The following is a 23,599-nucleotide window of genomic DNA, read 5'->3' as shown; positions in this document are numbered from 1 at the left end:
ATGGTGTGCACCGAAAGCCACGGACCCACGCGCGGGCCGAAGGCGCCTCTGTGATCGAGGCCCCGACGCGCCGGTCCGGTTGCGTCCATGAAGATGGATGCTCCTATTGCTGTCAAGATCGCTTCAAGCCGTATCGGCCAGGGATAGGGAGATGGACTGCTGCTCGCGGTCGGTGAGCCACCGCGAGTAGGCGGCGGCGAGATCGGGGTCGAGGCGTTGCCCGATCTCCAGACGTCGTAGGCGCTGGTAGGGAACCGCAAGTGCGGTTGCCACCGTGGTGATCGGGATGGCCAGAGTTCGGCGACGTTGGCGAAGTCGGCCCGTGGCGCTGTTCACCGGCTGCGGATTCCGGATGATCTTGAAAACCTCGCGCGCGACGAAGCGTTTGAGGCAGCGCATGATCTCGCGCTCGGACTTGCCCTCCGCTGTGCGTCGCGCGATGTAGTCGGCGGTGCGCGTGTCACCGGCGGACATCCGCACGAGCACGATGCGATGGATCGCGGAGTTGGCGGTGCGGTCTCCGCCCCGGGAGAGCCGGTGCCGCTGATGCTTGCCCGACGAGGCGGGGATGGGTGCAGTTCCGCACAGTGTGGCGAACTGCTGCTCGCTGCTCAGTCGTTCGGGGTTGTCACCACAGGCGACCAGAAGCTGGCCGGCGACGAGGGGGCCGACGCCGGACAGTTGCAGCAGGGCCGGGTTGATCTGGGCGGCCAGCTCACCGAGCCGGGTGTCGATAACATCGATGTCGGACGTGTGCTGCTGATGGCGCACGGCCAATCGCCTCAAAGAGCCACGGAGGGTCTGCTCCGGCCCATGGCCGGGAGTCGGCCGTGATCGAGCCAGTGCGGCAACAAGTTTCACACTGCCGAGGTTGCGGTAGGTGGCGCGGATCTGGTCGGGCGCGGTCACCAGCAGCGCATGAATCTGGTTCATCGCCGCGACTCGTGCCTTGCGTGCCGAGGACCGTTCGGTGAGAGGATCCGCATCGATTCGACAAGCCCGTCGCGATCTTTCGGGGTCGCCAACCCGCGCCCGGACAGTGCGGTGACGGCCGCCTGGAGCGCGTCGAGCGGGTCGGACTTGCCGTGCAGACGGCGTGCACGGCGGTCGGGCCGGACGACCTCGAGAACGGTCATCCCGGCACGGCGCAGTACGCGCGCCAGTTCGGCGCCGTAGCTGCCGGTGCCCTCCACTGCGACCGCGACGACGAGGCCGAAACCGCGGAGATAATCGATGATCTTCCGATAGCCGGCGCCAGTCGCTCTGAACTCGCGGTCACCGAGTGGCCGTCCGTGTTCGTCGATGACCGCGACGTGATGGGTGTCTTTGTGGGTGTCGATTCCTCCGTAGACGCTGATCTCGTTGTCGTAGTCGGTGCCCATCGATGATGCCCTTCCCTCGATCGGTGTTGGACACGCACCAACCGGGCGGGCAGACAGCACATAGACGAGACTGCCGAGGTCAAGCTCCTATCAAGTCATGCCTGCCCGGTCGGTGCGCGCGGCCGCGAGGTGACGGACAGATCCATCGGAAGACAATCCCAGATCGGGGCGTCGGTGTACGACCGAGTCACGTCACCCCGCGGCCGTATCCATCATCTATGTGTATGAACCGGTTCTGCATCTGACCGGCGTGTCGTAGCCAAAGACGGCGGCCATCGCGTGACTCTTCGAGGGATCGACGAAAGTCACTCGATGAAGGAGCGCGCGAGGACCACTGCCCACGATATCGACCGAGCACCAGTTCCTGAGCCCTGTCCCTCGCCCGGCTGGTCGTCGTATTGCCGCTAACACGGCAGGCACCGTCGTTCGAGTGGTCTCATTGGGGGAACGATCATCGCCGCAACGGCAACGGCAACGGCAACGGCAACGGCGATGTCGCGGCGCGGTCTTGGTGGTGGGTCCCGTCCGTCCTTGGGGGACAACGCATGAGTATGCGAATCATCGAGGTTCCACTCGATGGGGCGCAGCTGGTGTTCGTCGCGGTGGACGGCGAGGATTTCTATCGGGGTGGGGGATGCTTTGGCGTCGGTCGACAACGTGGACAAGATGCTCCCTGTGTGGGGATCGGTGCGGTCGGCGATGGATGACGTGATCATGCCGCCCATGCACACGATCTTCGACCGAGTGAATGAGGGAACGCCTGCCCGGGACTCTGTCGGGGTCACCGGCGACGGCGAAGCCGCCGGATTCCACGTCGACCAAATCCAGGCGCTGCAGCCGCACAACGCCCGCACCCTCGACGACCGGGGGCGGGTGCTCCAAGCACATCATGACGAGGCGGTGCAGATCGCCGCCGAGGAGGTGCATCAGCGCCACATCGAGTATCTCACCGGTTCCGCCGCTCACTTCGGCAGCGGACGCATCGACGTGATGCCGGTGACCCGCGTCTACCACGGCACCGGCGGTGTGCCCGGGTGAGCGATGACGACGCGACACCGGGGACGGCCGATCCTGCCGACATGGTCGGCCGGCACTTCCGTCTTCCCGACTACTACGAGGTCGGGCGGGAGAAGGTACGCGAGTACGCGCGGGCGGTTTTCGACCCGCACCCGGCACACCGGAACGAGGCCGCCGCCGCCGACCTCGGCTACGCCGGGCTGATCGCGCCGCTGACCTTCGCCTCACTGCTCGGTGGCGTCGCCCAGCAGCGCGTGTTCGCCGACCTGGTCACCGGCTACGACCTGAGCCAGGTCCTTCACACCGAGCAGCGCCTGCACTTCCACCGGCCCTTCACGGTGGGGGACCGCTTGATCTGCGACATCTACGTCGATTCGTTCCGTCGCAGCCACGGGCAAGACGTCATCGTGATCAAGAACGTCATCACCGACGTGCACGGCACGCTCATGCAGACCACCTGGACCACCATGGTCGCCCGCACTCCGGACACGGCCCCACGCCCGCGACCACCTCGGCCGTGACCATCCGCAGCCCATACGGCCATGCCAATATCGCACGGTGAGACGCAACCCGTCAGAGGGAGCGAAGCGTCCGTTTTCTGGGTCCCTACTATTCGCACGCCCAACTCAGTTCGCTCCGTGCGTCACCGTTTCGCGGCTGCGGTCCACCGCGGTGACGGCCCCGTGGGTTGTCCCGTTCCCTACATGAGGGACCCGCCCGATTGCCGTGCAGACGTCTGGGATTGGCAGTAATCGCCCAGCTCATGTGTCCGGTCTGTCGGCCCGGCCGGGCCGGTGACACCCTAGGTAGCTAGAGATGGCGTAGCCGGATTGTTGAGTCAAGTTTGCGGTGTTCGGGTCACGTTCGGCGGTGTTCGGGTCACGTTCGACTGCTTGATATTCAGGCTGCGAGTTGCGCTGTGGCGGTGAGGATATCGACAGCGGTGCGGTACGCGGTCGCAATCGCTCGGAGGCGGCCGGGAGTGGTTGTCGGGGTGGCGAGTTCGGCCAGGCCGGTGCGCAGGACCCGATCGTGGACACAGGTGAGGAACTTCGCGGTGTCGAGTCCGAGGTCGGTGACCTGGTACCGGTGGCTGCCCTCGATCCGGACGATGAGGTTGCGGGTTTTCAGCCGGCGCAGGTCGTAGGTCATCTGCCCGGTGGACACCGTGTCCGGGTCGAGTCCGCGCAGCTCGCCGGTGAGGGTGCGCAGGTCCTTGTTGGTGAAGCCGTTCGGGTGCAGCCGGAAGACCAGCAGTGCGGAGAGCAGGGCGTGGCTGCGCTGATCGGCGAACCGCAAGCCCGGGACGCGGGTGCCGGCGGCGGTGGTGACGGGGCCTCCGAGTGCGGTGTGGCGGCGACCTGGACTCGAAAGCGTCGGAGAGATCGCTGGCCGATCTTCAGGGGAGGAAAATTTCCGGACGGATAGGGCTGCGGGCAGTCTGCTGTCAACTTGCCAGGACTTGTGAAAGTAGATTTCAGGTCTCGGTTTTGGAAGTGCGCCACCCACGGAAATCGCCGAATTCTATTATGGTAAACTAACTTTGGTAAGCCTCTGGAGGCTGGAACGTCGAATCGCAGCGCATTATGCTGCTGGACCATGGACGCTCCCAACTCCCTCACATCGAACGTCACAATCGGACTGCACAAGACGGAACCACATACCGATGCAATTGCTTCGCGATTGAACTGGCTTCGCGCCGGGGTGATGGGCGCCAACGACGGAATCGTGTCCATCGCCGGTCTTGTGGTCGGGGTCGCTGCCGCGAGCCCCGAACGCTCGCCAATCTTCACGGCAGGAATCGCCGGGGTGGCGGCCGGTGCAGTGTCGATGGCACTCGGTGAATACGTCTCGGTGAGTACCCAGCGTGACACTGAACGAGTAATGCTTGCCGAGGAGAAACGAGAACTCGAAGAGGACCCTGAGCAGGAGTTCGCGGAGCTTGCCGCGCTGTATCAAGCGAAGGGCCTAAGCGCCGGCACAGCACTTACGGTCGCTCACGAACTTACCGAGCGCGATGCGTTCGCTGCCCACGTAGATATCGAACTGGGCATCAATCCTGACAACCTGACCAATCCGTGGCATGCAGCCTTTTCTTCCGCAGTCTCGTTCACAGTCGGCGCATTGTTGCCACTCATCGCTATTCTCATAAGCCCTGTGCCCGCGCGCATCCCGATCACTTTCGGGGCAGTCTTGATCGCACTTGCGCTCGCTGGCACGATAAGCGCCCAACTGGGCCGTGCCGCACGCAGTCGGGCGGTCCTGCGCATCGTGGCGGGCGGTGCGATCGCGATGATGGCCGCATATGCAATCGGGCACCTGATCGGTGGCCCCCTTTAATCTCAAGCTACCGCTGCCATGATTTTGAGCAACACCGCTCCGGCTGGGAGGAGCGACGACGACCCTCGCACAATATGTGTCTATCCGATCTGTGCCACGGTCCAGGATCTCTCCTGCCCGCCAGAGCTTGCGGGGGCGTCGATCTTGCCGGACGGAACGGCCATCGTCGTTCTGGCCCCGTTGAAGAACCGCCCAACGTGTGAAACTAGGGGCTCGACTCCGGCGCCTATTCCGGTGCGTGACTGCGGATGAAACCCGCATCGTGGCCTCACTACCCGCCGAGAGACGACTCGCGCTGCTGCTCTGCACCCAGGGCTCCATAGGTGGCGAGAACGGCACCTGTGGAGCGCGTTGACTGTACGATCCAGACGCGGCCGCGGACGACCTCATCCCGTTCTCCAGTTGATCTCACTCCGTTCCGGGTCGCCGACATCCTGACAGATCTCGCCAAGCTCTCCGACGGCGACATCGGCGACTTGTCATCGGACACAAGCAGGCAGAACTGGCGGTCAGCTTCGTCGACGACCCGCGCCCCAGAGGCCCTACCGCTACCAACGCCACCGGAAGGGTCGGCTGCGGTTCCGGCCTCTCTCGTGCCTGGACCCCGCTGAGCTGCCCAATGTGCTGGCACGCGACAGGCTTGAGCTTCCTCGTATCTGATGCTTCCAGTCGGAACCGAACGCAGATCTGCCGACGATGCTGATGGTGCACCGCGACCCTTGATGACGGGACACCAGAGATAGCCTGGGCGTGCAGGTGCTGGCCAACCGCGGACACGCCATGCTGGAGGGCAACTTCCGGGCGTACACCGGATAGGGCACGGGACATACCCAGGCCATGATCGGAGAGTTCGTCGGCTCGATACCACGACTTGATCGACGCCGCCTGCTGATCCGTCCAGCGCGGGCCGGCCGCGGCCGCTGAGTGTCGAGGCGAAGCCACTTGAGGCGGTATTTCGTCGCCAGGCCGGACAAGGTCCGTTGCAGCTGAATTCGCCACCATCATCGAAGTTCTGATGAGTGATCGTTCGGACCGGTACGGAACACTGCTGACAGTCGGCTGACTTTCTGGGCACGCTTCAAGAGGGGGAGGTCACTTCCGTCGCGTATTGTGCCTCCCCGGGCTTCGAAATCGTCTAGGAAATTTGTCGCCCAAGCGGTTTCCGAGGGGCTTGGGCTGACTATTTCGTTGATCGTTGGTGCTTGTTCGGGGTCAAGGCAAAGTTTGCCTGTGAGCCCGAGTCCCACTGCGGTCGTTGTTCGTTTGTGGAGTAGACGACGACTGCTGCCGAGTGTCGGGCCATCAATCGGTCCGGGTAGGTGCCCGAGACGGCTGGCGACGACGAGTCGAGAACGCGGGTAGGCCATTGCGAGGTCGTTGTCGTTCGTGCCGCTGTCGCGGCGGTAGTCTCCGCTGCCGAAGGCGAGCCGGAATGTTCCGCGAGTCGAGGCGATGCGTGATGATTCTTCGATCCCTAATGCTGATTCGATCAGCCGATAACGGGTGTTGTACCGCCGAGTCGATCGAAGGTCTCGGTGACCTACTCGGCAGATTCTGTCTTTGCGAGCATGACACCGGTCAGCCCAGGTAGGCCTTTGAGTTGGTCGACATCGTCGGACCAGAATGATGTGGAGTGATCGTTGATCCGCACCCACGCCACTTCGCGTTCGAGCCAGCGGACGACTGTCTCGCGTGCTTCCGGCTTATGCTGGGGAGCAACAGCATCTTCGATATCAAGCACGATTTGGTCGGCAGCGGAACGTTGCGCGTCCTCGAGTCGGTCGAGGCGAGTGGTATTGACAAGCAGCCAGGACCGAGCGAACTCGGACGAGACTTGGCGGGATGTAGCTGGGGCTGAAAGCGACATGTTGTGTGCCTTTCAATGCAGTCCTGTGCCTGCAGTGTGGTGGCGTGGGAGAGGGGCGAAGCTCTGGTAGACAGTCGGCTAAATGAGACAGACCTTGTTCTCAAGGCGTTCCGGTGCGTTTCTACTCCTTCTGGCTGGTATCTGCAGGTGCGCACTCAGCCCGGCGGAGATCAGTGTCCGATTCTCACGGGTGGAGGCCGCGGATGCGGTCCGCGTGGGCCACTCGTTCGACGGCAACCAGTGTCGCGGCCGAGCGCAGTGACACCAGTTCTTGCGTCGCCACGTCTGCCACGTGCCGCCACGCTGTGAGGATTCGGTCAGCGAGGCGGGCTTGCAATTCGTCCCGACTCCACCAGTTCGCCCGGTCGGCCTGCGCCGACTCGAAATGCGAGACGATCACACCGCCGGCGTTGGCCAGGATGTCTGGGACCACCTCGATGCCGCGTTCGGCGAGGATCGAATCGGCGGCGGTGCTGGTCGGGCCGTTGGCACCCTCGACGATCACCCGAGCCTGGACCCGGCGGGCGTTACCCTCGTGCAGCACACCCTCGACAGCCGCCGGGACCAGTAATTCGACTTCGAGCTCCAACAACTCGTCGCCGGAGATGGTGTCGGCGTCGGATAGTCCGGCGACCGAGCCGGTGCTGGCCAGGTGCTCGTCGAGCCGGTCCGGATCCAGTCCGCGGCGGTCGTGCACCGCGCCGAACCGGTCGGAGACCGCGACAACCCGCACGCCGTGCTCATGCAGGAACCGCACCACGCCGCGGCCGACCTTGCCATAGCCCTGGACTGTGGCCCTCGCCCCGTTCACAGTCACTCCGGCCCGCTCGAGCGCCGCCTGCGCGACGTGCACGACACCGCGCGAGGTCGCGTCCGTCCGGCCACGTGAACCGCCGATGAACAGAGGCTTGCCGGTGACGACCCCGGGCACCGTGTACCCGCGGGCGGCCGAGTAGGTGTCCATCATCCAGGCCATGGTCTGTTCGTCGGTTCCGATGTCCGGGGAGGAAATGTCGCTCTTCGGGCCGAGGAGCGACATCAACTCGCTCGTGTACCGGCGAGTGACCCGCTCGAGCTCACGCTGCGAGTAGTCATCCGGGTCCAGTGCAATCCCTCCCGTCGCCCCACCGTAGGGGAGGTCAATGAGCGCGCACTGCCACGTCGTCCGCATGGCGAGGGCACGTGCTGCGTTGAAATCGACGTCCAGATGGAACCGGACGCCGCCGATTGCCGGGCCGCGTGAGACGTTGTGCTGGACACGGTAGCCGGTGAGTACCTCGATGTCACCGGAGTCGCGGCGCACCGGGATGCTGATCCGGGTCTCGCGGCGGGCGTTGGCAAGCATGGCATGCATGCCGGCGTCGTAGCCGAGTCGAGCAACGGCCTCGGTTAGCTGAGATTGTGCGGCAGCCAGCGCCTGCGAACCCGCGGACGATGGGGTTATCGCGGCAGGAATCAGGATGTCCCTCACGGGGTGGCCTCTTTCTGGATCGGCGGTTGGGACGTGCCCGACCACCCCCAACCGCCGACCTCGGACTATTCGTCGTCGTCAGGGATCTTGTCGAATTGCTCAGGTGTGCAACAGCGTCGGGCAGTCACGTGGATATGGCGATGTACGCGGGGAGAGTCAATAGAGGTAGCCGCCGGGGCCCAGTGGGACCCCGAGCAGGTACCAGACGACGAAGAGTCCAGACCAGGAGATGAGGACTGCGATGGATAGAGGTATCGCGAAGGAAATGACCGTTCCGATTCCTGCGTTCTTCTTGTATTGCTGCACGTATCCGAGCGCAAGAATAAAGAAGGCGTTCATAGGCGTGACCGGTCCGGTAGCCGAATCTCCGATCATGAAGGCCGCCAGCGTCGCCTCCGGCCGCATGCCGACGTACATCATCATCGGCACCAGAATCGGCGCGAGGATGGACCACATCGCGGTTCCGCTCGAGATAACCAGATTCAGTACCGCGATCGCGAAGATCACAATGACCAGAACGACCAGATGAGGGGCGTTCAATTTGTGCAGGAGGTCAGCGCCCTCGACCGTGATAACGGAGCCCAGCCCGGTCCATTCGAAGTAGCCCAAGAACTGTGACGCGGCGAAGAACAACACGAGCACCGGCGCGACCGGAATGATGCCGTCCGCCATGATCTTCGGAAGCGCTGACAGCGACGTCACGCTCCCTGTCGCCCGCCCATACACAAATCCCAGTACCGCAAACAGCAGGCCGATGAACACGGTGATGTTCAGCACCACCACCGACTGCACAATACTGCCGTTCTCGCCGAGCAGAGGGGAGCCCGGAACCAGCATAAGCGCTATCACAGCCGCGACATAGACGACGAGCGCGACGCCGGCCCGCTTCAGCCCCCGGCGTTCCAACGAGGTGAGCTGAACATCCAAGTCAGTCACGTCACCCGCGGCCGCACCGTCGGCAGGCGAATCATCATCCGCCGCAGGCCACTGACTGAACTCAGGGCGTTTCGCCAGGACAAACTCGACCACCAGCGTGATGACGATCGACAAGTACACAGACGCGACTGCGGCATAGAAGTACGTCGCAACGGGGGTAACCACATAGTCGGGATCGACCGTCTGCGCGGCCGCCGTTGTCAGTGAGGCCCGAATCGCTGCGGACGGCGTGACAAGTGGACTCGCGTTGAAGCCCGCCGAGACCGACACAAATGCAACGAGGACACCGAGAACAGGGCTCCGCCCCACAGCACGGAAGGCCAATGCTCCGAGCGGAATCATCACCATGTATGCCGAATCACCCAATACGTGCGAGATCATCGAGCCGAAAGCGACCGCGAACGTCACCCAGCGAGCCGGCATGCGGATCACGGTGGCTCGGAGGAGAGTAGTCATGAGCCCACTCGCCTCAGCGATACTCACGCCGAGAATCATTGCGATTACAAGGGAAACAGCCGGAAACTCCGAATAGTTGTCGAGAGCGGATTCCGCGGCATAACCGATCCCCTCGAGGGAAAGCAGGTTCTTGACCTCCACGACTTCACCGGAGTTCGGCAAGGTCACCGATACTCCGGCCAGGGAGAGGACGAAGCTGAGACCGCCCACGATTCCGGCCATGATCCAGAACAACCAGAATGGGTTGGGAAGCTTGTTTCCGGCACGTTCGATCGCGCTGATCGCCCGGAAGAGGATCTTCATCGTCCTACTGCTGCTGCTGTCGACGACAGGGGCGGTGGTGCTTTGCATCTTTCTGGTCCAATCCGGTTTCCTGTAGGGACGATGCGCTGTCAGGCGAACGAAGCTCTGGACTGTGACAGCGATTCGATCTTCTTCAGTTCCCCGACTTCGAGACGCCGGGTATTGTGAGAGTGAGGCGAACAAGCCTGAGCCGCTCTCATATTCGCGTGGCGATACGCAGTAGTCGACCAGGTCCTGATCGCGGGAAGCGCCTTAAACCGCGTGGCTGGCGACGGCGTCATAGCCGTCTTCTTCCGCCTGGGTAATGAGCGAGTCAAACGGGCGAGAAGCGAGGACGGCAAGTCGGTCCCTGTTCCATTCCAACCCGTCGATGCACTTCTCGGCAAAGACCGGAATCACAGCGGCCAGCTCGGTTAGCGCCGGCGACAAGGAGGCGACGACCGAGGGGCTGTTCGAGTTGAAGTCGGGCTCGCCTCCGGCGACAGCCAAACTTACCGCCGTAGCTGCTGCGCGAATTGAGAAGCTGGCCTGTCCCACCATGCTGGGCACGACCGGATTGACCTTGCCCGGCATGATCGACGACCCAGGCTGAAGTTTCGGCAGAATTACCTCCGACAACCCACCGTTCGGGCCAGAGCTCAAGACCCGGAGGTCGTGGCTCAGCTTGTACAAGATGCTGCCACACCGGGCGGCGGTGTCGGCGAGCGCCGAGTATCCGTCGGCATGCGCGAAGGCGTCGATCGGGTTAGCGCTTGGACGCAGGGGCAGGCCCGTAATGTCTGCCAGTTGCTGTACGACTGCGGCCGCGAATCCGTCTGGCGCCCCGACTCCGGTCCCGAGAACCGTCCCGCCGAGCGGAACGGCGTAGAGTGCCTGCGCTGCGACCTCGAACTGATCGGCGAAGCGCTCTGCAGCGGCCGCCTGCGCCATGTGGATCTCGGACACCGGAACCATGACGGCGTCCTGCCAGCCGGTGCGCCCCATCCTCTCCACACCAGAGTGTCGCTCGGCCTGTCGAATGAAGCTGCGCGCAAGGTTTCGCAAGGCGGAAGCCACGCCTAGCGCCTGGCGGGCAAGGAGCAGCCGTGCGGCTGTCGGATAGGCATCGTTGGAGGACTGGGACCGATTCACATGGTCGTTTGGGTGAATCGTCAGCTCTGATTCACTCGGAAGAAGCTGGGTTGCCCGGGAGGCCAGCACTTCGTTGACATTCATGTTCGTGGACGTTCCGCCGCCAACAGCAACGACTCGCAGCGGAAACTGATCCAGCAGCTCACCGCGCGCGACTTCGACCGCTGCCTCCTCGATGGCGTTCGCGCGGGTCTTGTCCAGCAGTCCCAGGTCTCGGTTCGTGCGGACCGCAGCCAGTTTGATTTCGGCGAACGCACGGACAAACTCGGGCAGTTGGTGCAGGCGGAGTCCGAAATCCGGCGAGTTCTGGAGTGCTAGCGATGTCACCTTGCCCCACAGCTGGGCGTTGGTGAGGTCGGTCGATTCTCGCACTTTGTGCCTTTCGGTGTTGGGAGGAGTCGAGCCTTGGGGATAGCGGCGCGGAGGGCGGTGATGCTCAGGTGTTCTGCCGTGAGCCATGCCCTAGCCGTCCTGCTCGTGTAAGGGAAATCATAGAACGGTGCAACTAGGTTGTCTAGTTACTAGGTTGTCATTGTGGTTCGGCTCGGCTTAGTCCGCCTCCCACCGACCGTGTCTTCGCAGGTAAAGCCGTCGAATGAGAGCCGAAGGTGCGGGTGATTCTGCCGGGCTCGCCGGTCGAGAACTGAGCGTGCAAGGTCGGCTACCAATTCGGAGGGCACGTCTCAGGCAGATCAGTCGCCGGTGGGAGTTGTCGGGAGGAACGCCGGCTACGGCGCTAGGACGCCGGTCGCGTCAGATGGAGGCGTGAACGAGCGTCGAGCCGGCGGACCAGCTGGCACGCGGTCCGGTTGAGTACTCCTGCAACCCCCGTCCACAATCCGTCCTGTCCGCTCGCCGCGACCGAATTTGCGTCGATCGCCACAAAATTGGGTGACGATCGAGCCCGCTCCGATGGACCGGATCCCGTAATCGGGATTGGTTCTCGACACCACGTAGGGCCGACCGCGGCGGCCCATGCACCTGCGATCGGATTACGTCGAGTTCGCATTCTGCGCGCACGGTTCGTGAACCCGTGAGCGGTGGCGGTCACCAGGGTGGGGGAGCTCCACGGAGATGCGGTCGGCGCGAGCATCGCGGTGCCTGCCGGCACCACGGGCACCACCGCCATCCGAAGCCAGAGGTGGGATGGTCGGAAACTGCCGCCGTCCATCGCCAGGACCACAAGCTCGTCAATGGCGATGATCGAGTGCTCACGCAGTCCCTCGCCCAGTGCGCGATCGCGGCGTCGGTGCGGACCGTTCGCCGGTTCGGCCCTCTTACTCGCCGAGCGGTCCGCCGATCCGAGCGTGCTCGGTGATGGCGTGGAGAAGAGCATATCGCCGAATACGGCACGGCCAACCGCGTGAGATGGGTTCACTGTCGAGCTACCGACTGTGTGCGCACTCAACTCGATTCCCGAGTGCGGGTGGGGTTGGCGGGTTCGCAGGCTCCGAGGTGTTATTGGTCAGCTCTAGTCCCGATATGTGCGTGGATCGAGGACAGGCATTCTCATTCTGAACTGAACCTCGGGACCTTTCGAAAAGTGTTCCCAGAATAGGTGATTCGATGTTCTTCACCAGTCGCTGAAGTTGCGGTTTTCTGCAATTTCCGGCCGAGACGCGGGGTTGTTAGTTGCCGGCGGGTAGGGCGCGGGCGGCGCCCCGGGGAACGGTGACGTCGATCTCGTTGCCGAGCGCGGGCAGGCTGAGCGCGCCTGGATCGGGCACGGATACCCGGAGCCGAATGTCTGGGGTGATCTCGAGGACAACGGTGGCGAGACTGCCTTCGTTGACGACCTCGACCACCCGCCCCGCGATCGACGTCGCGGCATCCGTACCGCCCAGGCGGAGCGCCTCCGGCCTGAGCAGGATGTGGACCGGGTCACCCGCTGCGACCGCTCCGGAGTGTCGCGCATGCACTGTGTCGGTAGTGGACAGTCGGACGAGGCATTCACCCGACCCGACCTCCACACACACGCCGGGGATCAGGTTGGACTGTCCGACGAACCCGGCCACGAACGCGTTCGCCGGTTCCTGGTAGATCGTCTCGGGCATACCGAGTTGCTCGATCCGGCCGGCTCGCATCACCGCTATCCGATCGCTCATCACCAGTGCCTCGGTTTGATCATGGGTGACGAAAATCGAGGTGATCCCGAGTTCGCGTTGCAGGTGCTTGATTTCCAGTCGGAGTTGCTCGCGCAACTTGAGATCCAAGTTCGATAGTGGCTCGTCGAACAGTAGTACCTTCGGGCGCACTACGATCGCCCTGGCGAGGGCGACGCGCTGTTGCTGCCCGCCGGACAGCTGAGTGGTCAGACGATCCTGGGCCCCGGCGAGGCCGACACGATCGAGCGCGTCCGAGACGCGCTCGCGGATCTCCACTTTCGGGCGTTTACGCATCCGCAGCCCGTATCCGACGTTCTGGCCGACGGTCAGGTGCGGGAAGAGGGCGTACTGCTGGAAGACCATCGCGGTGTCGCGCCGATCCGGTGGCAGGTGGTGGACATCCTGGCCGTCGAGAAGGATGCGTCCGGCGTCGGGCGTCAGGAAGCCTGCCACCATGTTCAGGGTTGTCGTCTTGCCGCAGCCCGAGGGGCCGAGCAGAGTGAGGAATTCGCCGGGATGCACGTCGAGATCGAGGTTGTCGACGGCCGCCGACGAACCGAATTCCTTACGGATACCACGCAACGCGACGGCGGAGCCGCCGGTGCTCGCTCGCGTGGCTGCCTCCGTGATGGCGCGTACGTGTGCGGTCACGTGGTACCTCCGTGGATGAACTCGGTCAAGTGGACGAACCGAGATGCCACGCCCGTGATGAGACAGATACCGACGACGCTGGTGACCGCGACACAGGCGAGGGTCGGCGAGTACTCGTACTCCATGTACTGCAGTAGTCGGATGGGCAGCGTGTTCGAATTGCGCGTGGTGAGGAACAGGGAGAGCTCGACGTTGTTGAACGACACGATGAAGGCGAACAGTGCGCCCGCGAACATCCCCGACTTCATCATCGGGAGCGTGATCGTGGCGAACGTGCGCCACGCCGAGGCACCGAGGTCACGGGCCGCGCGTTCCCACAGCGGGTTGACACCGAGCAGACTGACTCCCACGGTGCGCAGAACGAAGGGGATACCGATCGTGACGTGGGTTATGACCAGCAGGGTGGGACCGATCAATTCTCTTGCGCTGAGGAGTGAGACCAGCTGAACGACGGACAGGCTGATCACAATTTCGGGTAGCAGTAGTGGGCTGGCGAGGAACCCTTCCAGGAGGGAGCGCCCGCGGGCCGGTCCGCGGGCGAGGGCATAGGCTGCGGCTGAGCCCACCACGACCGCGCACGCCGCGGAACCGAGCGCGATTTGGGCGGACAGCGCCATGGGCAGGAGCCACTCGGGGGTGAGCGCGGAACTCCACCAGCGCAGGGAAAGCCCGCTGGGCGGAAACGCGGGGTAGATGTCGGGCTGGATGGAGGTCCAGACCACGACGAGCATCGGCACGGTCACGAAGGCGAGTACGAGCACGAGTAGCGCGGTGCGCAGCATCAGCCACGGATGGAAACGCATCGTCATGCCCCCTTCGATGAACGGCGGCCGGCCCACGCCAGCGCGGAGACCGTGATTGCACTGATCAGGAGGATGACCGCGGCGATCGCCGCGGCCTGCCCCCATTCGAGGCTGACCACCATGCGGTCGCGAACCAGGGTTGCGAGCGTTTGCACTCGTCCTCCGCCGAGGATTGCGGCCGCGGCATACGCACCGAGACTGATCGCGAACGTGAGCATGAAACCGGCGATCAGGCCGGGCCGGATCAGCGGCAGTGTGATCCGGTAGAACGTGGTGACCGGTCCGGCACCGAGATCGCGGGACGCGCGCTCGAGGACAGGATCGACGCTCTGCACACTCGCCATTGCGGTGAACACCGCGAATGGCAGGAGCACGTGCACGAGCCCGACGATCACCGCGAACTTCGACCCGATGAACGCCACCGGTGAGTCGGCAAGCCCGGTCCAGAGCAGGATCTGGTTGACCAGCCCGTCGTCCTGCAACAGCACCAGCCAGCCATAGGTACGGACCACGACGCTGGCCACCAGGGGAGAGACAACGACGAGCAGGACGAGCGTGCGGAACCGTGACCCGGATCGGACGATGAAATGCGCCACCAGCAGTCCTGCGGCCGTGCACACTGCTCCCACCACGACCGAGATCGAGACGGTGTCCCACAGCACGGACCAGAAGTAGTTATCGCCGAACAGGTTCGTATAGTTCGCGGTGGTGAGCGGTCCCGTGACCTTCGCGCCGTCGAAGGTCAGCACGCTGCTGGCTAGCAGCATTGCGGTCGGGATAGCGAAGACTGCCAGGACCCAAACCGTGGCGGGCAACGTCAACCACGGCAGCCCCGAACGCCTACGCGTCGGCGACCGCCTGGACGTAGGAGTGGGGGTGGACGACACAATCGCTGTCACCGGACGGCCTCCGCCCACCGCTGTGACCACTCGGTGCGGTTCTTCACCACAGTTGCCGCATCGGCGATCTTGATCTCCTCCAGCGCCTCAGGAGTCGTGATGTGTTTGGCTGCGAAGTCCGGGGAGAACTGCAGACCGGTGATCGCGGGCCCGACGTTGTACGCAAGCGCCCAACGCTGCTGCACCTCGTCGGAAAGCCAGTAGTCGATGAGTTTGTAGGCCGAATCCTTGTGCGCGGCACCGACCGGGATACCGAGGGAGCCCAGTGACGCATACGTTCCTTCACGCGGAACCGTGAAGTCGTAGTTGTTGGTGTGGGAGTAGATCGCGGCGCGTCCATCCAGGTATGGGAAGGCTGTGGCGGTTTCCTTCGCCATGAACGGCACCGCCTCGGCCGACCTTGTCGGTGTGGCGAGGGCATACTGGGCCAGCTCCGCTGTCCGGGCGAACCCAGGATCTATGTCGTCGATTCCTCCGCCATCCAGCTCGGCGGCGGTGAGCAGCGCGTAGACACCGAGAATGTTGGCTGGGTTGAAGATCAGCGCACCCGAGCGGTATTGCGGATCCCATTGCACCTCCCAGCTCGTGGGTGGCTGTGGAAATGCCGTGCGGTTGTACATCAGCACGACCTGCTGGATGTCCTGGATCGCGCCGACGCCGTAGGTGTTGTTCAGCAGTTTTTGCGGCAGGCGGGCCATATTCGGCACCTGCTGCGGCGTCACCGGGGTGAGCATCTCGTCCCGGCTACCCTGATATAGCTCGAGACTGGTCATCACAGCGAGATCGAAACCGGGGTCGCCATTGGCGGCCCGGATGGCCGCGTACTGTTCCGCGCCAGACCCGCCTGCCGAATACTTGACCTGGATACCGGTTGCCTCTGTGAACGGCTTGGCGATCTGCTCCTCGAAAAGGTCCTGGTACTCGGCGCCGAATCCCTCGACGAGTACCACATCCACTCCATTTGCACCGTCGCTGGTACTCGTCGATACGCACGCGACTAGCGTCGTTAGGACGCCGAGCGCGAGTGCCACGCGGGCGAGCTTCTTCACCACGTCGGCCTCGCCTCCGAGATGTAAGCAGGATGGGCGAACGTGGTTTCTTGGTCCTCGATCGCGCTGATCCCGTGGAGCGGGATGTCCACCCTGCTCTTGGTGGCGGTGCCGCTACGTCGTATCCCTGTTGTCGGCATTTCTTTGTCCGATCAGGTGTTTCGTGTGAAGCACTCGCAGTCGACGGATTGTTGGCTGTTGCTCACCCCAGTCAGGAAGGGGTGCGTGAGTGGATACAGGGGCGCTACCAGCTGCGCAGATGCGCCATCGCCAGTTGTCGTCCTCAGAGTTGAATGAGGTATCGGAACTGTTGCTCCCGGTTGATCAGCCGGGGAGGTTCTGTAAGACCCGCTCGCGTGCAACGTTCATTCGCCCTTCGAGCTGCTTGCAGGCGGCTTCTGTCTGTCCTGCCCGAAGCAGGTCGACAAACTCACGGTGGTTGGCCACGGCCACGACGCGATCGGCGCCGCGCGATGTGACCGCAGCCAGTCGAGCCTCCACCAACAGCTGGGTATGCGCGGCGACCAATCGTCGAGAACCGGTCAGGCCGACAACTGCGGTATGGCATTGAGAGTCGAGCCGAACCTGTGCGAGCCGGTCGGACGAGGCGACCGCGGCCTCGAGCTCCTCGAGGCTTCGATCCACCGCCTCGCGAGCGTTCTCGGTCGCGGTGTCGAATGATCGGGCGCCGGCCGCTTCGAGATGAAACCGTGCGGTGAAGATATCGATGAGGTCTTCACGGCTGATGCGGGTAACAGCATGTGGCAACCCTCGGCCCTGCTTTTGGACCAGGCCGTCGTTCTGCAGCCGCAGCAGCACTTCGCGGACGGTAGGTCGGGCGATTCCTAGCGAATCGCTGATCTGCCCCTCGGGCAATGGGGTGCCCGGGGGCAGCGACCCATCAATGATCTGACTACGCAGTTGTTCGACGGCCTGGTCTACGAGGCTCGTCCGCTCTAATTTCGTTGCCGGTTGCATCAATGACCGATCCTAGAATCCTGCCGTCTGTATGTGTTCATTGCCCTGCCTTCGGTGTCGAGAAATACGTGCGGGGCGTAGGTGGACGGGGTCTGCCCGAGCAACTAGTCACTGAGTTCTCGCTGGTTTGTTCTGACCGCGCGTTCAACGATGAGAATCCTGACTTCGTGGATGCGGCTGGCGTCACGTTACCGCGGCCCGGTAGGCGAGTGCTGCAGTGCTAGTGAGGTCACCGGACTCCGCAGCGGACTGACAGTCATGCCTTACCTCGATTGATTGGCTGCTCGGATGAGCATCGGCTACGGAGAACGCGAGTTCGCGAATCGCCCATGCGTCGACGTTGGTCGGGCGGGTGTTTTCCTCCAGCCTTCGCGGTCCGTCGCGAGGATGACAACGCAGCTCTCGCGTGCTCCTACTCACAGCGACAACTATAGAACCATCCAACCTGGTTGTCTAGCTGTCTAGTTAGTCGCTAGGATGGCGGACAGTGGCGCAGGTGATCGAGTTGCTTGCGGACCGCGCAGCGACGGACTTCAGGTTTGCAATCGAAGTCGCCATTCCGCCGAAGCGGTGCAGATGAGGCCAGGCCTGACCGGGCCGACAAACACGATGAAGGGATACACGGTGAGCACTGCTACGGACCGAACTCGTATCGAGCACGATCTCCTCGGGGATCGTGAGGTACCAGACGAGGCACTGTATGGGGTGCACACGCTGCGGGCGCTGGAAAACTTCACGATCAGCGGCACCCCGATCAGCCGATACACCGAGCTCGTGTCAGCGCTCGCCTATGTCAAGCAAGCAGCCGCGGTGGCCAACCACGAACTGGGCCTCCTCGATAACCAATGCTGCGTCGCCATCGTGCAGGCGTGCGAAGAGATCCAGCACGGCCGCCATCACGAGCAGTTCGTCGTCGACGCCATCCAGGGGGGCGCCGGTACATCGACGAACATGAACGCCAACGAAGTGATCGCCAACCGGGCACTGGAGATCCTGGGGCACCGACGCGGCCAGTACGAATACCTGCATCCGCTCGAACACGTCAATCTGTCGCAGAGCACCAATGACGTGTATCCATCGGCACTGAAAGTTGCACTGCACTTCGCCGTAGCCCGACTCCGCAGAGGTATGGATGCGCTGTCCGTCGAATTCAGCTCCAAAGCAGCCGAATTCGCCGACGTCCTGAAGATGGGCCGGACACAGCTGCAAGACGCCGTCCCGATGACACTGGGACAAGAGTTCGGCACCTTCGCTGTGATGATCAACGAAGACAGCGCCCGGCTAAGTGAAGCGCTGGTCCTCATCTCCGAAATCAACCTAGGGGGCACAGCGATCGGCACGGGACTTAACGCCCATCCCGACTACGCCGCTAAGGTGTGCGCCGAGCTGCGGCGGATAACGGGGCTCGAGTTGTCGACCGCGACGGACCTTGTCGAAGCCACCCAGGATGTCGGCGCATTGGTGCAGTTGTCGGGTGTCCTCAAGAGGACCGCTGTGAAGCTATCGAAGATCTGCAATGATCTGCGACTCTTGTCGTCCGGTCCTCGGATCGGTTTGGGTGAGATCACTTTGCCGACAGTGCAGGCCGGTTCAAGCATCATGCCTGGGAAAGTCAATCCGGTCATCCCCGAAGTGGTGAGCCAGATCGCGTTCGAGGTGATCGGCAACGACATCACGATCACCATGGCCGCCGAAGCCGGGCAGTTGCAACTCAACGCCTTCGAGCCGATCATCGCCCATAGCCTGTTCAAATCACTTAACCATCTGACAGCGGGTTGCGACGCTCTCACAAGACTCTGCGTGCCCGGAATCGCAGCCAACGTCGAGTATTTGCGCTCCAACGTTCAGCGCTCCATCGGCCTGGTGACCGCTCTCAACCCCCACATCGGATACGAGGCTGCCACGCGTCTCGCCGCTGATGCGCTGTCGAGCGGGCAGGCGGTGGCCGACCTAGCGGTGTCACAAGGCCTGCTCAGCCCGGAAGAATTGGCAGCCATCCTCAACCCAGTGACGTTGGCCTACGCATCACGGCCCAGTGCAGCACGGGAAACCATGTCAGGGAAAGGCAGCAAGTGAACCAGTGTCAGACCGAGCGTTCCGGACGGTCATCGATGGCGCCGGTCCGTATCGAATTGCGGTAGTGGAACGTTAAATCGCACGGCATTTTGGGAACGTACCACTGGCCATCACACCACTTTGGTGCCGCGAATCCTATCCCTAGCCACCTACACATCGTCGTGTGCCTGCTCCACGACCCAGGCCGCGACTCGTGTTCGGGAGGTGAAGCCCAGTTTGGCAAGGATGTGCTCCACATGTCCTTGCGCGGTGCGCGGTGCGATCACCAGGCGGTCGGCGATGGCCTGATTGGTCAGGCCTTCGGCGATCAGGTCGGCGACCTGGCGTTCCCTCTTGGTCAGCCGCGTCGACCCGCCGGTGTCGGGTGCGGAGATGCGGGGCGGATGTTCGTGGCGTGCGTAGGCGATGGCCGCGTCGAAGCCGAGCTGTTCACCCTTGCGGTGGGCCGCTGCGAATGCTTTGTCCCCGAGCGTCTGTCGGGCCGACCGAGCGTATTCCTCTCGGTAGACAAGAAGTGTGGAGTGGATGACGGCGGCACTGCCCACCGACTTCGCCAGCCCGTCCGCAGCTCCCATCAGCACTGCGGCCCGAGCCGGGTCGTGCCGCTGGCATGAGATCCAGGCCAGCGCCTCGAGGCAGGCTGCGGCAAAGCGGGGGCTGTGCACTTGCCCGGTCAGCTCCAGCGATTGTTCGAGAAGCCGGACCGCGCGATCGGTATCGCCCTGTCGCCACACGGCAATTCCCAGGGCCCACAGCGAATGCGATCGATACACCTTCTCGCCGTGCATCTGCGTGATCGCGAGAACACGTTCGTGGCATTCGATTGCCTGGTCGGTCAGGCCGGACAGTTCATAGGCCAACCCCAACGGGTACAGAGCTGCCACTTCGAGCGTGCGATCTCCGCGTTCGCTGAACGCCGTGAGCGCGGTTTCCAGGTGAGAGCATGCGCGGGGGAGGTCACCCCTGTAGAGGGCCAGCATGCCCTCCGCGTCGGCAACGAGCGCGCGCATCATCGGATCACTGGTCTGCGCGGTGAGCGTGCGTGCCTCCTCGACGAGCGCGGTCCCGGCCTCGAGATCGCCCTGCACATTCGCCATGACGCTGTCGAAGTAGAGTGCCTTGACCCAATCGCGAGTGGGTGGGCCGCTCTGGCGGGCGAGCAGTTGGTCGAGCCAGCGCCGGCCCTCGTTGTGGAGGCCTTGGGAGCTCCAGAACCAGCGGAGTGCGGCGGCGGTGCGCAGTCCGGCGGCGGGATCGTCGTCGACGCTGAATTCGAGGGCCTCCCGCAGGTTCGGTTGTTCCCGTTTCAGGCGGGTGATCCAGTCGAGTTGGCGGGCGCTGATCCACTCGGCCTCCGCATCGAGCGCCAACGCCTCGTACCAGTCCCGATGGCGGCGGCGCACAGCCACAGCCTCACCGGTCTGCTCGAGTTTCTCGTAGCCGTATTCGCGGAGCGTCTCGAGCATCCGGAACCGCACCACCGACCCGTGCTCCTCCCGGATCAGGATCGACTTCTCCACCAACGACGTCACCGTGTCGAGTAACTCGTCCGGGTCGAGGCCCTCGCCGCAGACCAGCTCCGCGGCATCGAGTTCGAAGCTTCCCGCGAACACCGCCAGCCGACCCCACACCAGTTGCTCGCCGGCGGTGCACAATTCGAAACTCCAGTCGATGCACAACCGCAGGGTCTGTTGCCGTGTCGGCGCGCCCCGGTTGCCGCGGGTCAGCAGGGTGTAGCGGTCGGTGAGGCGCCCCAGGATCTGCTCGGGTGACATCGCCCGCAACCGGGCCGCCGCCAGTTCGATCGGCAGCGGTAACCCGTCGAGGCGGTGGCAGATTCCCGCCACCGCCGCCGCATTGTCCTCGGTGAGCGCGAACCCCGGAACGGCAGCAGCGGCGCGTTCGGCGAACAGGGTCGCCGCATCGTATTTGGGCAACCCGCGCAGGGAGGGCTTCCGTTCGGGATCGGGGACGGCCAGCGGGGGAACCCGCAGCACCGCCTCGCCGCCGATGACCAGGGGTTCGCGACTGGTAGCCAGAATCCGCAACCGCGGACACACCCGCAGCAGGAGGCCGACGAGTTCAGCGACCGCGTCCACCACGTGTTCACAGTTGTCGAGCACCAGCAGCAGTTCCCGTGCCGCCAGATGCTCCACGAGGACCTCGCGCAGCGGCCTCGCCGAATGGTCCCGCACCCCCACCCCGCCGGCGATGGCGTCGACCAGCGATGTCTCGTCGCGCAGGTCACCCAACTCGACCAGGCGCACACCGTCGGCGTAGTCGCGCTGCACAGCGGACGTGACCCGCATCGCCAGCCGGGTCTTCCCAACACCCCCGATCCCGGTCAGCGTCACTAGTCGCGACCCGGTCAGCAGGTTCTTCGCCTCGGTGAGTTCGTGTCGGCGGCCGACGAAGCTGGTCAATTCCAGGGGGAGACTTCCCGTCGCGCCCAGCGTGGAGGGGGTAGTGGACCGTCGGAGGCCACGCGACACAGGTCCCCGAGCAGTGATCTCCGCATCCACCTCTGCGGTGGGTTCTGCGCGCAGGGCCATCTCGTCGACCGGGAAGCCGTGGGCGCGTTGCAGCCCGCGCAGCTGTTTCCCGAAGTCCGCGGTAGCCGGGCGCTGATCGGGGGTCCGGGACATCGCGCGGGCGATCGCCTCGGACACGTCGTCCGGGATTCCGTGCTCGCGCAGGTCGGGTACCTCCTGTGTGGTGACCCGCAGGAACTGGGCGACGACCTGTTCACCGCTGCGGCGCTCGAATGCGGCATGACCGGTGAGGGCACTGAACAGGGTGGCGCCGAGGGCATAGACGTCGGCGGCCGGTGTCGGTGGTTCACCGCCGAGGACCTCGGGCGCGGTGTAGGCCGGGGACCCGGTGACGGCGCCGGTGGCGGTCTCGAAGCCGCCGGTGATGTGGGCGATGCCGAAGTCGGTCAATTCCGGTTCGCCGTAATCGGTGAGCAGGATGTTCGCGGGTTTGACGTCGCGATGCAGGATGCCGAGCCGGTGCGCCGTCTCCACCGCGCCCGCCATCTTCACACCGAGTCGCAGCGCCTCGTCCACCGGCAACGGACCGTGACGGCGGATCCACACGTCGAGCGAATCCTGCGGGTGATACGGCATCACGATGTAGGGACGGCCGCTGTCGGTGGCACCGACCTGCAGAATGTTGACGATGTTCGGGTGCCCGGTCAGCCGGCCCATCGCCCTCTGTTCTCGGAAGAATCGAGCGCGGTTCTCCTCGTCGAGTTCGACGGTGAGCACCTTCACCGCCACCGTGCGATCTAGGTCCTCCTGGGTGCAGCGGTAGACGACGCCGAAACCGCCGCGGCCGATCTCCTCGGCATCGTCGAAGCCCGTGCCTGCCAGCTCCGCGGCAGGGGAGGACGGGTACCGCTGCGTGTCGAGCGGATCACCTTCACCCATCGGACGGTCTACTCACTCCGTCGGCTCGTGGTTCCCCACACTGGTCCCGACGGCACGACCAGCGCAAATGCAACCGTGGATTTGCCTCTATGGCGTGCTCTCAAGGATATCGCTGACATCGTTTTCGACGTGTATGAGGATGTCGCGGTCAACGCGGTAGCCCTTGAGGAATCACGCGATGGCCGCCCCAGTTGGGCACGCCGACGCACGCTCACCTGGCGATCGAGACGGCGTCTGCACCGCTGGTGTACCGCACGCGTCGTCCAGCCATGGATGACCGCTTTTGGCGGACGATATGTTCGTCGTGTCTTGCGTTGTTGTGTTGTTCGGAATTGATGTTTCAGGCTTACCGTGTCCGGCATGAGAGGTGATGAGGCCCGCGTGGTCGAGGACTTCGCGGGGTGGTTGTCGTCTCAGGGATGGACTGTCCGTACCGAGGTGGATTTTGTGGACATTGTTGCCGAGAAGGACGGCCGCCGGCTCTACGTCGAGGTCAAGGCTGCGTCCAAGGCGCCGGGGTTAGACGTCGATACCGCGATCGGGCAGCTCGTGCGGCGGATGCCGAGCGAACCGGATCAGTCGGTGTCGTTTGCATTGGTCGTTCGGGACCACCCTCTTTCGGTGGAGGCTGCGGTGCGGGCACCTCAGCGGATTCTGGGTCTGTAGGGGATGGCGCCGTATGCGGTCGATGAGGACGGCGGCGT

At 63.9% G+C, this 23,599-nt stretch carries 16 protein-coding genes and 2 pseudogenes; 5 read left to right on the top strand and 13 right to left on the bottom strand.

The genetic code is table 11. The features are described 5' to 3' along the window. Positions 1-123 precede the first annotated feature (123 nt). Positions 124-933: a transposase gene (locus CJ179_RS52560; protein WP_257015251.1), complete on the bottom strand. Its 810-nt coding sequence runs from the start codon at positions 931-933 to the stop codon at positions 124-126. Continuing rightward, the gene (locus CJ179_RS52555; protein WP_257015250.1) at positions 930-1,382 is read right to left on the bottom strand and encodes an IS110 family transposase; all 453 of its coding nucleotides are present in this window, start codon (positions 1,380-1,382) and stop codon (positions 930-932) included. The genes CJ179_RS52560 and CJ179_RS52555 overlap by 4 nt, the downstream gene beginning before the upstream one ends. 627 nt (positions 1,383-2,009) lie before the next feature. On the opposite strand from CJ179_RS52555, the gene CJ179_RS01775 reads away from it, so the two are divergent. Both CJ179_RS01775 and hadA read left to right on the top strand, forming a co-directional pair. Continuing rightward, positions 2,010-2,420 carry a class I SAM-dependent methyltransferase gene (locus CJ179_RS01775; RefSeq protein WP_179377509.1) on the top strand — a complete coding sequence of 137 codons (411 nt, stop codon included), beginning with the start codon at positions 2,010-2,012 and terminating at the stop codon, positions 2,418-2,420. Between the two features lie 41 nt (positions 2,421-2,461). Continuing rightward, entirely contained in the window at positions 2,462-2,920 is a 459-nt protein-coding gene (gene hadA / locus CJ179_RS01770; protein WP_095860553.1) for a (3R)-hydroxyacyl-ACP dehydratase subunit HadA, read from the top strand. Positions 2,921-3,299: 379 nt separating this feature from the next. Here the strand turns inward: hadA and CJ179_RS01765 are convergent, their stop codons facing one another. After that, positions 3,300-3,698 (bottom strand): hypothetical protein, encoded by a 399-nt coding sequence (locus tag CJ179_RS01765; RefSeq protein ID WP_257015249.1) that lies wholly within the window; start codon positions 3,696-3,698, stop codon positions 3,300-3,302. A gap of 300 nt (positions 3,699-3,998) precedes the next feature. On the opposite strand from CJ179_RS01765, the gene CJ179_RS01760 reads away from it, so the two are divergent. After that, a complete protein-coding gene (locus CJ179_RS01760) occupies positions 3,999-4,739 on the top strand; it encodes a VIT family protein (RefSeq protein WP_095860552.1) in 741 nt (246 codons plus the stop codon). A gap of 1,001 nt (positions 4,740-5,740) precedes the next feature. Here CJ179_RS01760 and CJ179_RS01755 read toward each other — a convergent pair. The 9 genes and pseudogenes from CJ179_RS01755 to CJ179_RS01715 form a co-directional block, all read right to left on the bottom strand. Continuing rightward, positions 5,741-6,606, bottom strand: a pseudogene (locus CJ179_RS01755) (CoA ester lyase). A gap of 184 nt (positions 6,607-6,790) precedes the next feature. Beyond that, entirely contained in the window at positions 6,791-7,960 is a 1,170-nt protein-coding gene (locus CJ179_RS01750) for a Glu/Leu/Phe/Val dehydrogenase (protein ID WP_095860551.1), read from the bottom strand. 273 nt (positions 7,961-8,233) lie between these two features. Further along, positions 8,234-9,772 (bottom strand): AbgT family transporter, encoded by a 1,539-nt coding sequence (locus CJ179_RS01745; RefSeq protein ID WP_095861029.1) that lies wholly within the window; start codon positions 9,770-9,772, stop codon positions 8,234-8,236. A 252-nt stretch (positions 9,773-10,024) separates the two neighbouring features. Next, positions 10,025-11,275 carry a lyase family protein gene (locus CJ179_RS01740; RefSeq protein WP_179377508.1) on the bottom strand — a complete coding sequence of 417 codons (1,251 nt, stop codon included), beginning with the start codon at positions 11,273-11,275 and terminating at the stop codon, positions 10,025-10,027. Between the two features lie 1,256 nt (positions 11,276-12,531). Then, positions 12,532-13,659 carry an ABC transporter ATP-binding protein gene (locus CJ179_RS01735; protein WP_095860549.1) on the bottom strand — a complete coding sequence of 376 codons (1,128 nt, stop codon included), beginning with the start codon at positions 13,657-13,659 and terminating at the stop codon, positions 12,532-12,534. After that, a complete protein-coding gene (locus tag CJ179_RS01730; RefSeq protein ID WP_179377507.1) occupies positions 13,656-14,468 on the bottom strand; it encodes an ABC transporter permease in 813 nt (270 codons plus the stop codon). The genes CJ179_RS01735 and CJ179_RS01730 overlap by 4 nt, the downstream gene beginning before the upstream one ends. Then, entirely contained in the window at positions 14,465-15,229 is a 765-nt protein-coding gene (locus CJ179_RS01725) for an ABC transporter permease (RefSeq protein ID WP_095860548.1), read from the bottom strand. Before CJ179_RS01725 ends, CJ179_RS01730 begins: the two co-directional genes overlap by 4 nt. A 128-nt stretch (positions 15,230-15,357) precedes the next feature. Next, positions 15,358-16,410 carry an extracellular solute-binding protein gene (locus tag CJ179_RS01720; protein ID WP_179377505.1) on the bottom strand — a complete coding sequence of 351 codons (1,053 nt, stop codon included), beginning with the start codon at positions 16,408-16,410 and terminating at the stop codon, positions 15,358-15,360. A gap of 324 nt (positions 16,411-16,734) precedes the next feature. Beyond that, entirely contained in the window at positions 16,735-17,388 is a 654-nt protein-coding gene (locus tag CJ179_RS01715; RefSeq protein WP_095860546.1) for a GntR family transcriptional regulator, read from the bottom strand. A 609-nt stretch (positions 17,389-17,997) separates the two neighbouring features. On the opposite strand from CJ179_RS01715, the gene CJ179_RS01710 reads away from it, so the two are divergent. Continuing rightward, entirely contained in the window at positions 17,998-19,464 is a 1,467-nt protein-coding gene (locus CJ179_RS01710) for an aspartate ammonia-lyase (RefSeq protein ID WP_095860545.1), read from the top strand. A 149-nt stretch (positions 19,465-19,613) separates the two neighbouring features. Here CJ179_RS01710 and CJ179_RS01705 read toward each other — a convergent pair whose 3' ends face one another. Beyond that, positions 19,614-22,895 (bottom strand): protein kinase, encoded by a 3,282-nt coding sequence (locus CJ179_RS01705; RefSeq protein ID WP_095860544.1) that lies wholly within the window; start codon positions 22,893-22,895, stop codon positions 19,614-19,616. Between the two features lie 381 nt (positions 22,896-23,276). Here CJ179_RS01705 and CJ179_RS01700 point away from each other — a divergent pair. Further along, positions 23,277-23,558, top strand: a pseudogene (locus CJ179_RS01700) (hypothetical protein); the annotation flags it as partial. Positions 23,559-23,599 lie beyond the last annotated feature (41 nt).

It is taken from the genome of Rhodococcus sp. ACS1, from assembly GCF_002300155.1.
Taxonomy (GTDB): Bacteria; Actinomycetota; Actinomycetes; order Mycobacteriales; family Mycobacteriaceae; genus Rhodococcus_F; species Rhodococcus_F koreensis.
This window is presented reverse-complemented; position numbering and strand designations above follow the sequence as displayed.

Bases quoted from the DNA above. Each gene is read 5' to 3' on its own strand.
- CJ179_RS52560 (WP_257015251.1), bottom strand. From the start codon at position 933: ATGAACCAGATTCATGCGCTGCTGGTGACCGCGCCCGACCAGATCCGC.
- CJ179_RS52555 (WP_257015250.1), bottom strand. From the start codon at position 1,382: ATGGGCACCGACTACGACAACGAGATCAGCGTCTACGGAGGAATCGAC.
- hadA (WP_095860553.1), top strand. From the start codon at position 2,462: ATGGTCGGCCGGCACTTCCGTCTTCCCGACTACTACGAGGTCGGGCGG.
- CJ179_RS01760 (WP_095860552.1), top strand. From the start codon at position 3,999: ATGGACGCTCCCAACTCCCTCACATCGAACGTCACAATCGGACTGCAC.
- CJ179_RS01750 (WP_095860551.1), bottom strand. From the start codon at position 7,960: ATGCATGCCATGCTTGCCAACGCCCGCCGCGAGACCCGGATCAGCATC.
- CJ179_RS01745 (WP_095861029.1), bottom strand. From the start codon at position 9,772: ATGAAGATCCTCTTCCGGGCGATCAGCGCGATCGAACGTGCCGGAAAC.
- CJ179_RS01730 (WP_179377507.1), bottom strand. From the start codon at position 14,468: ATGACGATGCGTTTCCATCCGTGGCTGATGCTGCGCACCGCGCTACTC.
- CJ179_RS01725 (WP_095860548.1), bottom strand. From the start codon at position 15,229: ATGCTGCTAGCCAGCAGCGTGCTGACCTTCGACGGCGCGAAGGTCACG.
- CJ179_RS01715 (WP_095860546.1), bottom strand. From the start codon at position 17,388: ATGCAACCGGCAACGAAATTAGAGCGGACGAGCCTCGTAGACCAGGCC.
- CJ179_RS01710 (WP_095860545.1), top strand. From the start codon at position 17,998: ATGAAGGGATACACGGTGAGCACTGCTACGGACCGAACTCGTATCGAG.
- CJ179_RS01705 (WP_095860544.1), bottom strand. From the start codon at position 22,895: ATGGGTGAAGGTGATCCGCTCGACACGCAGCGGTACCCGTCCTCCCCT.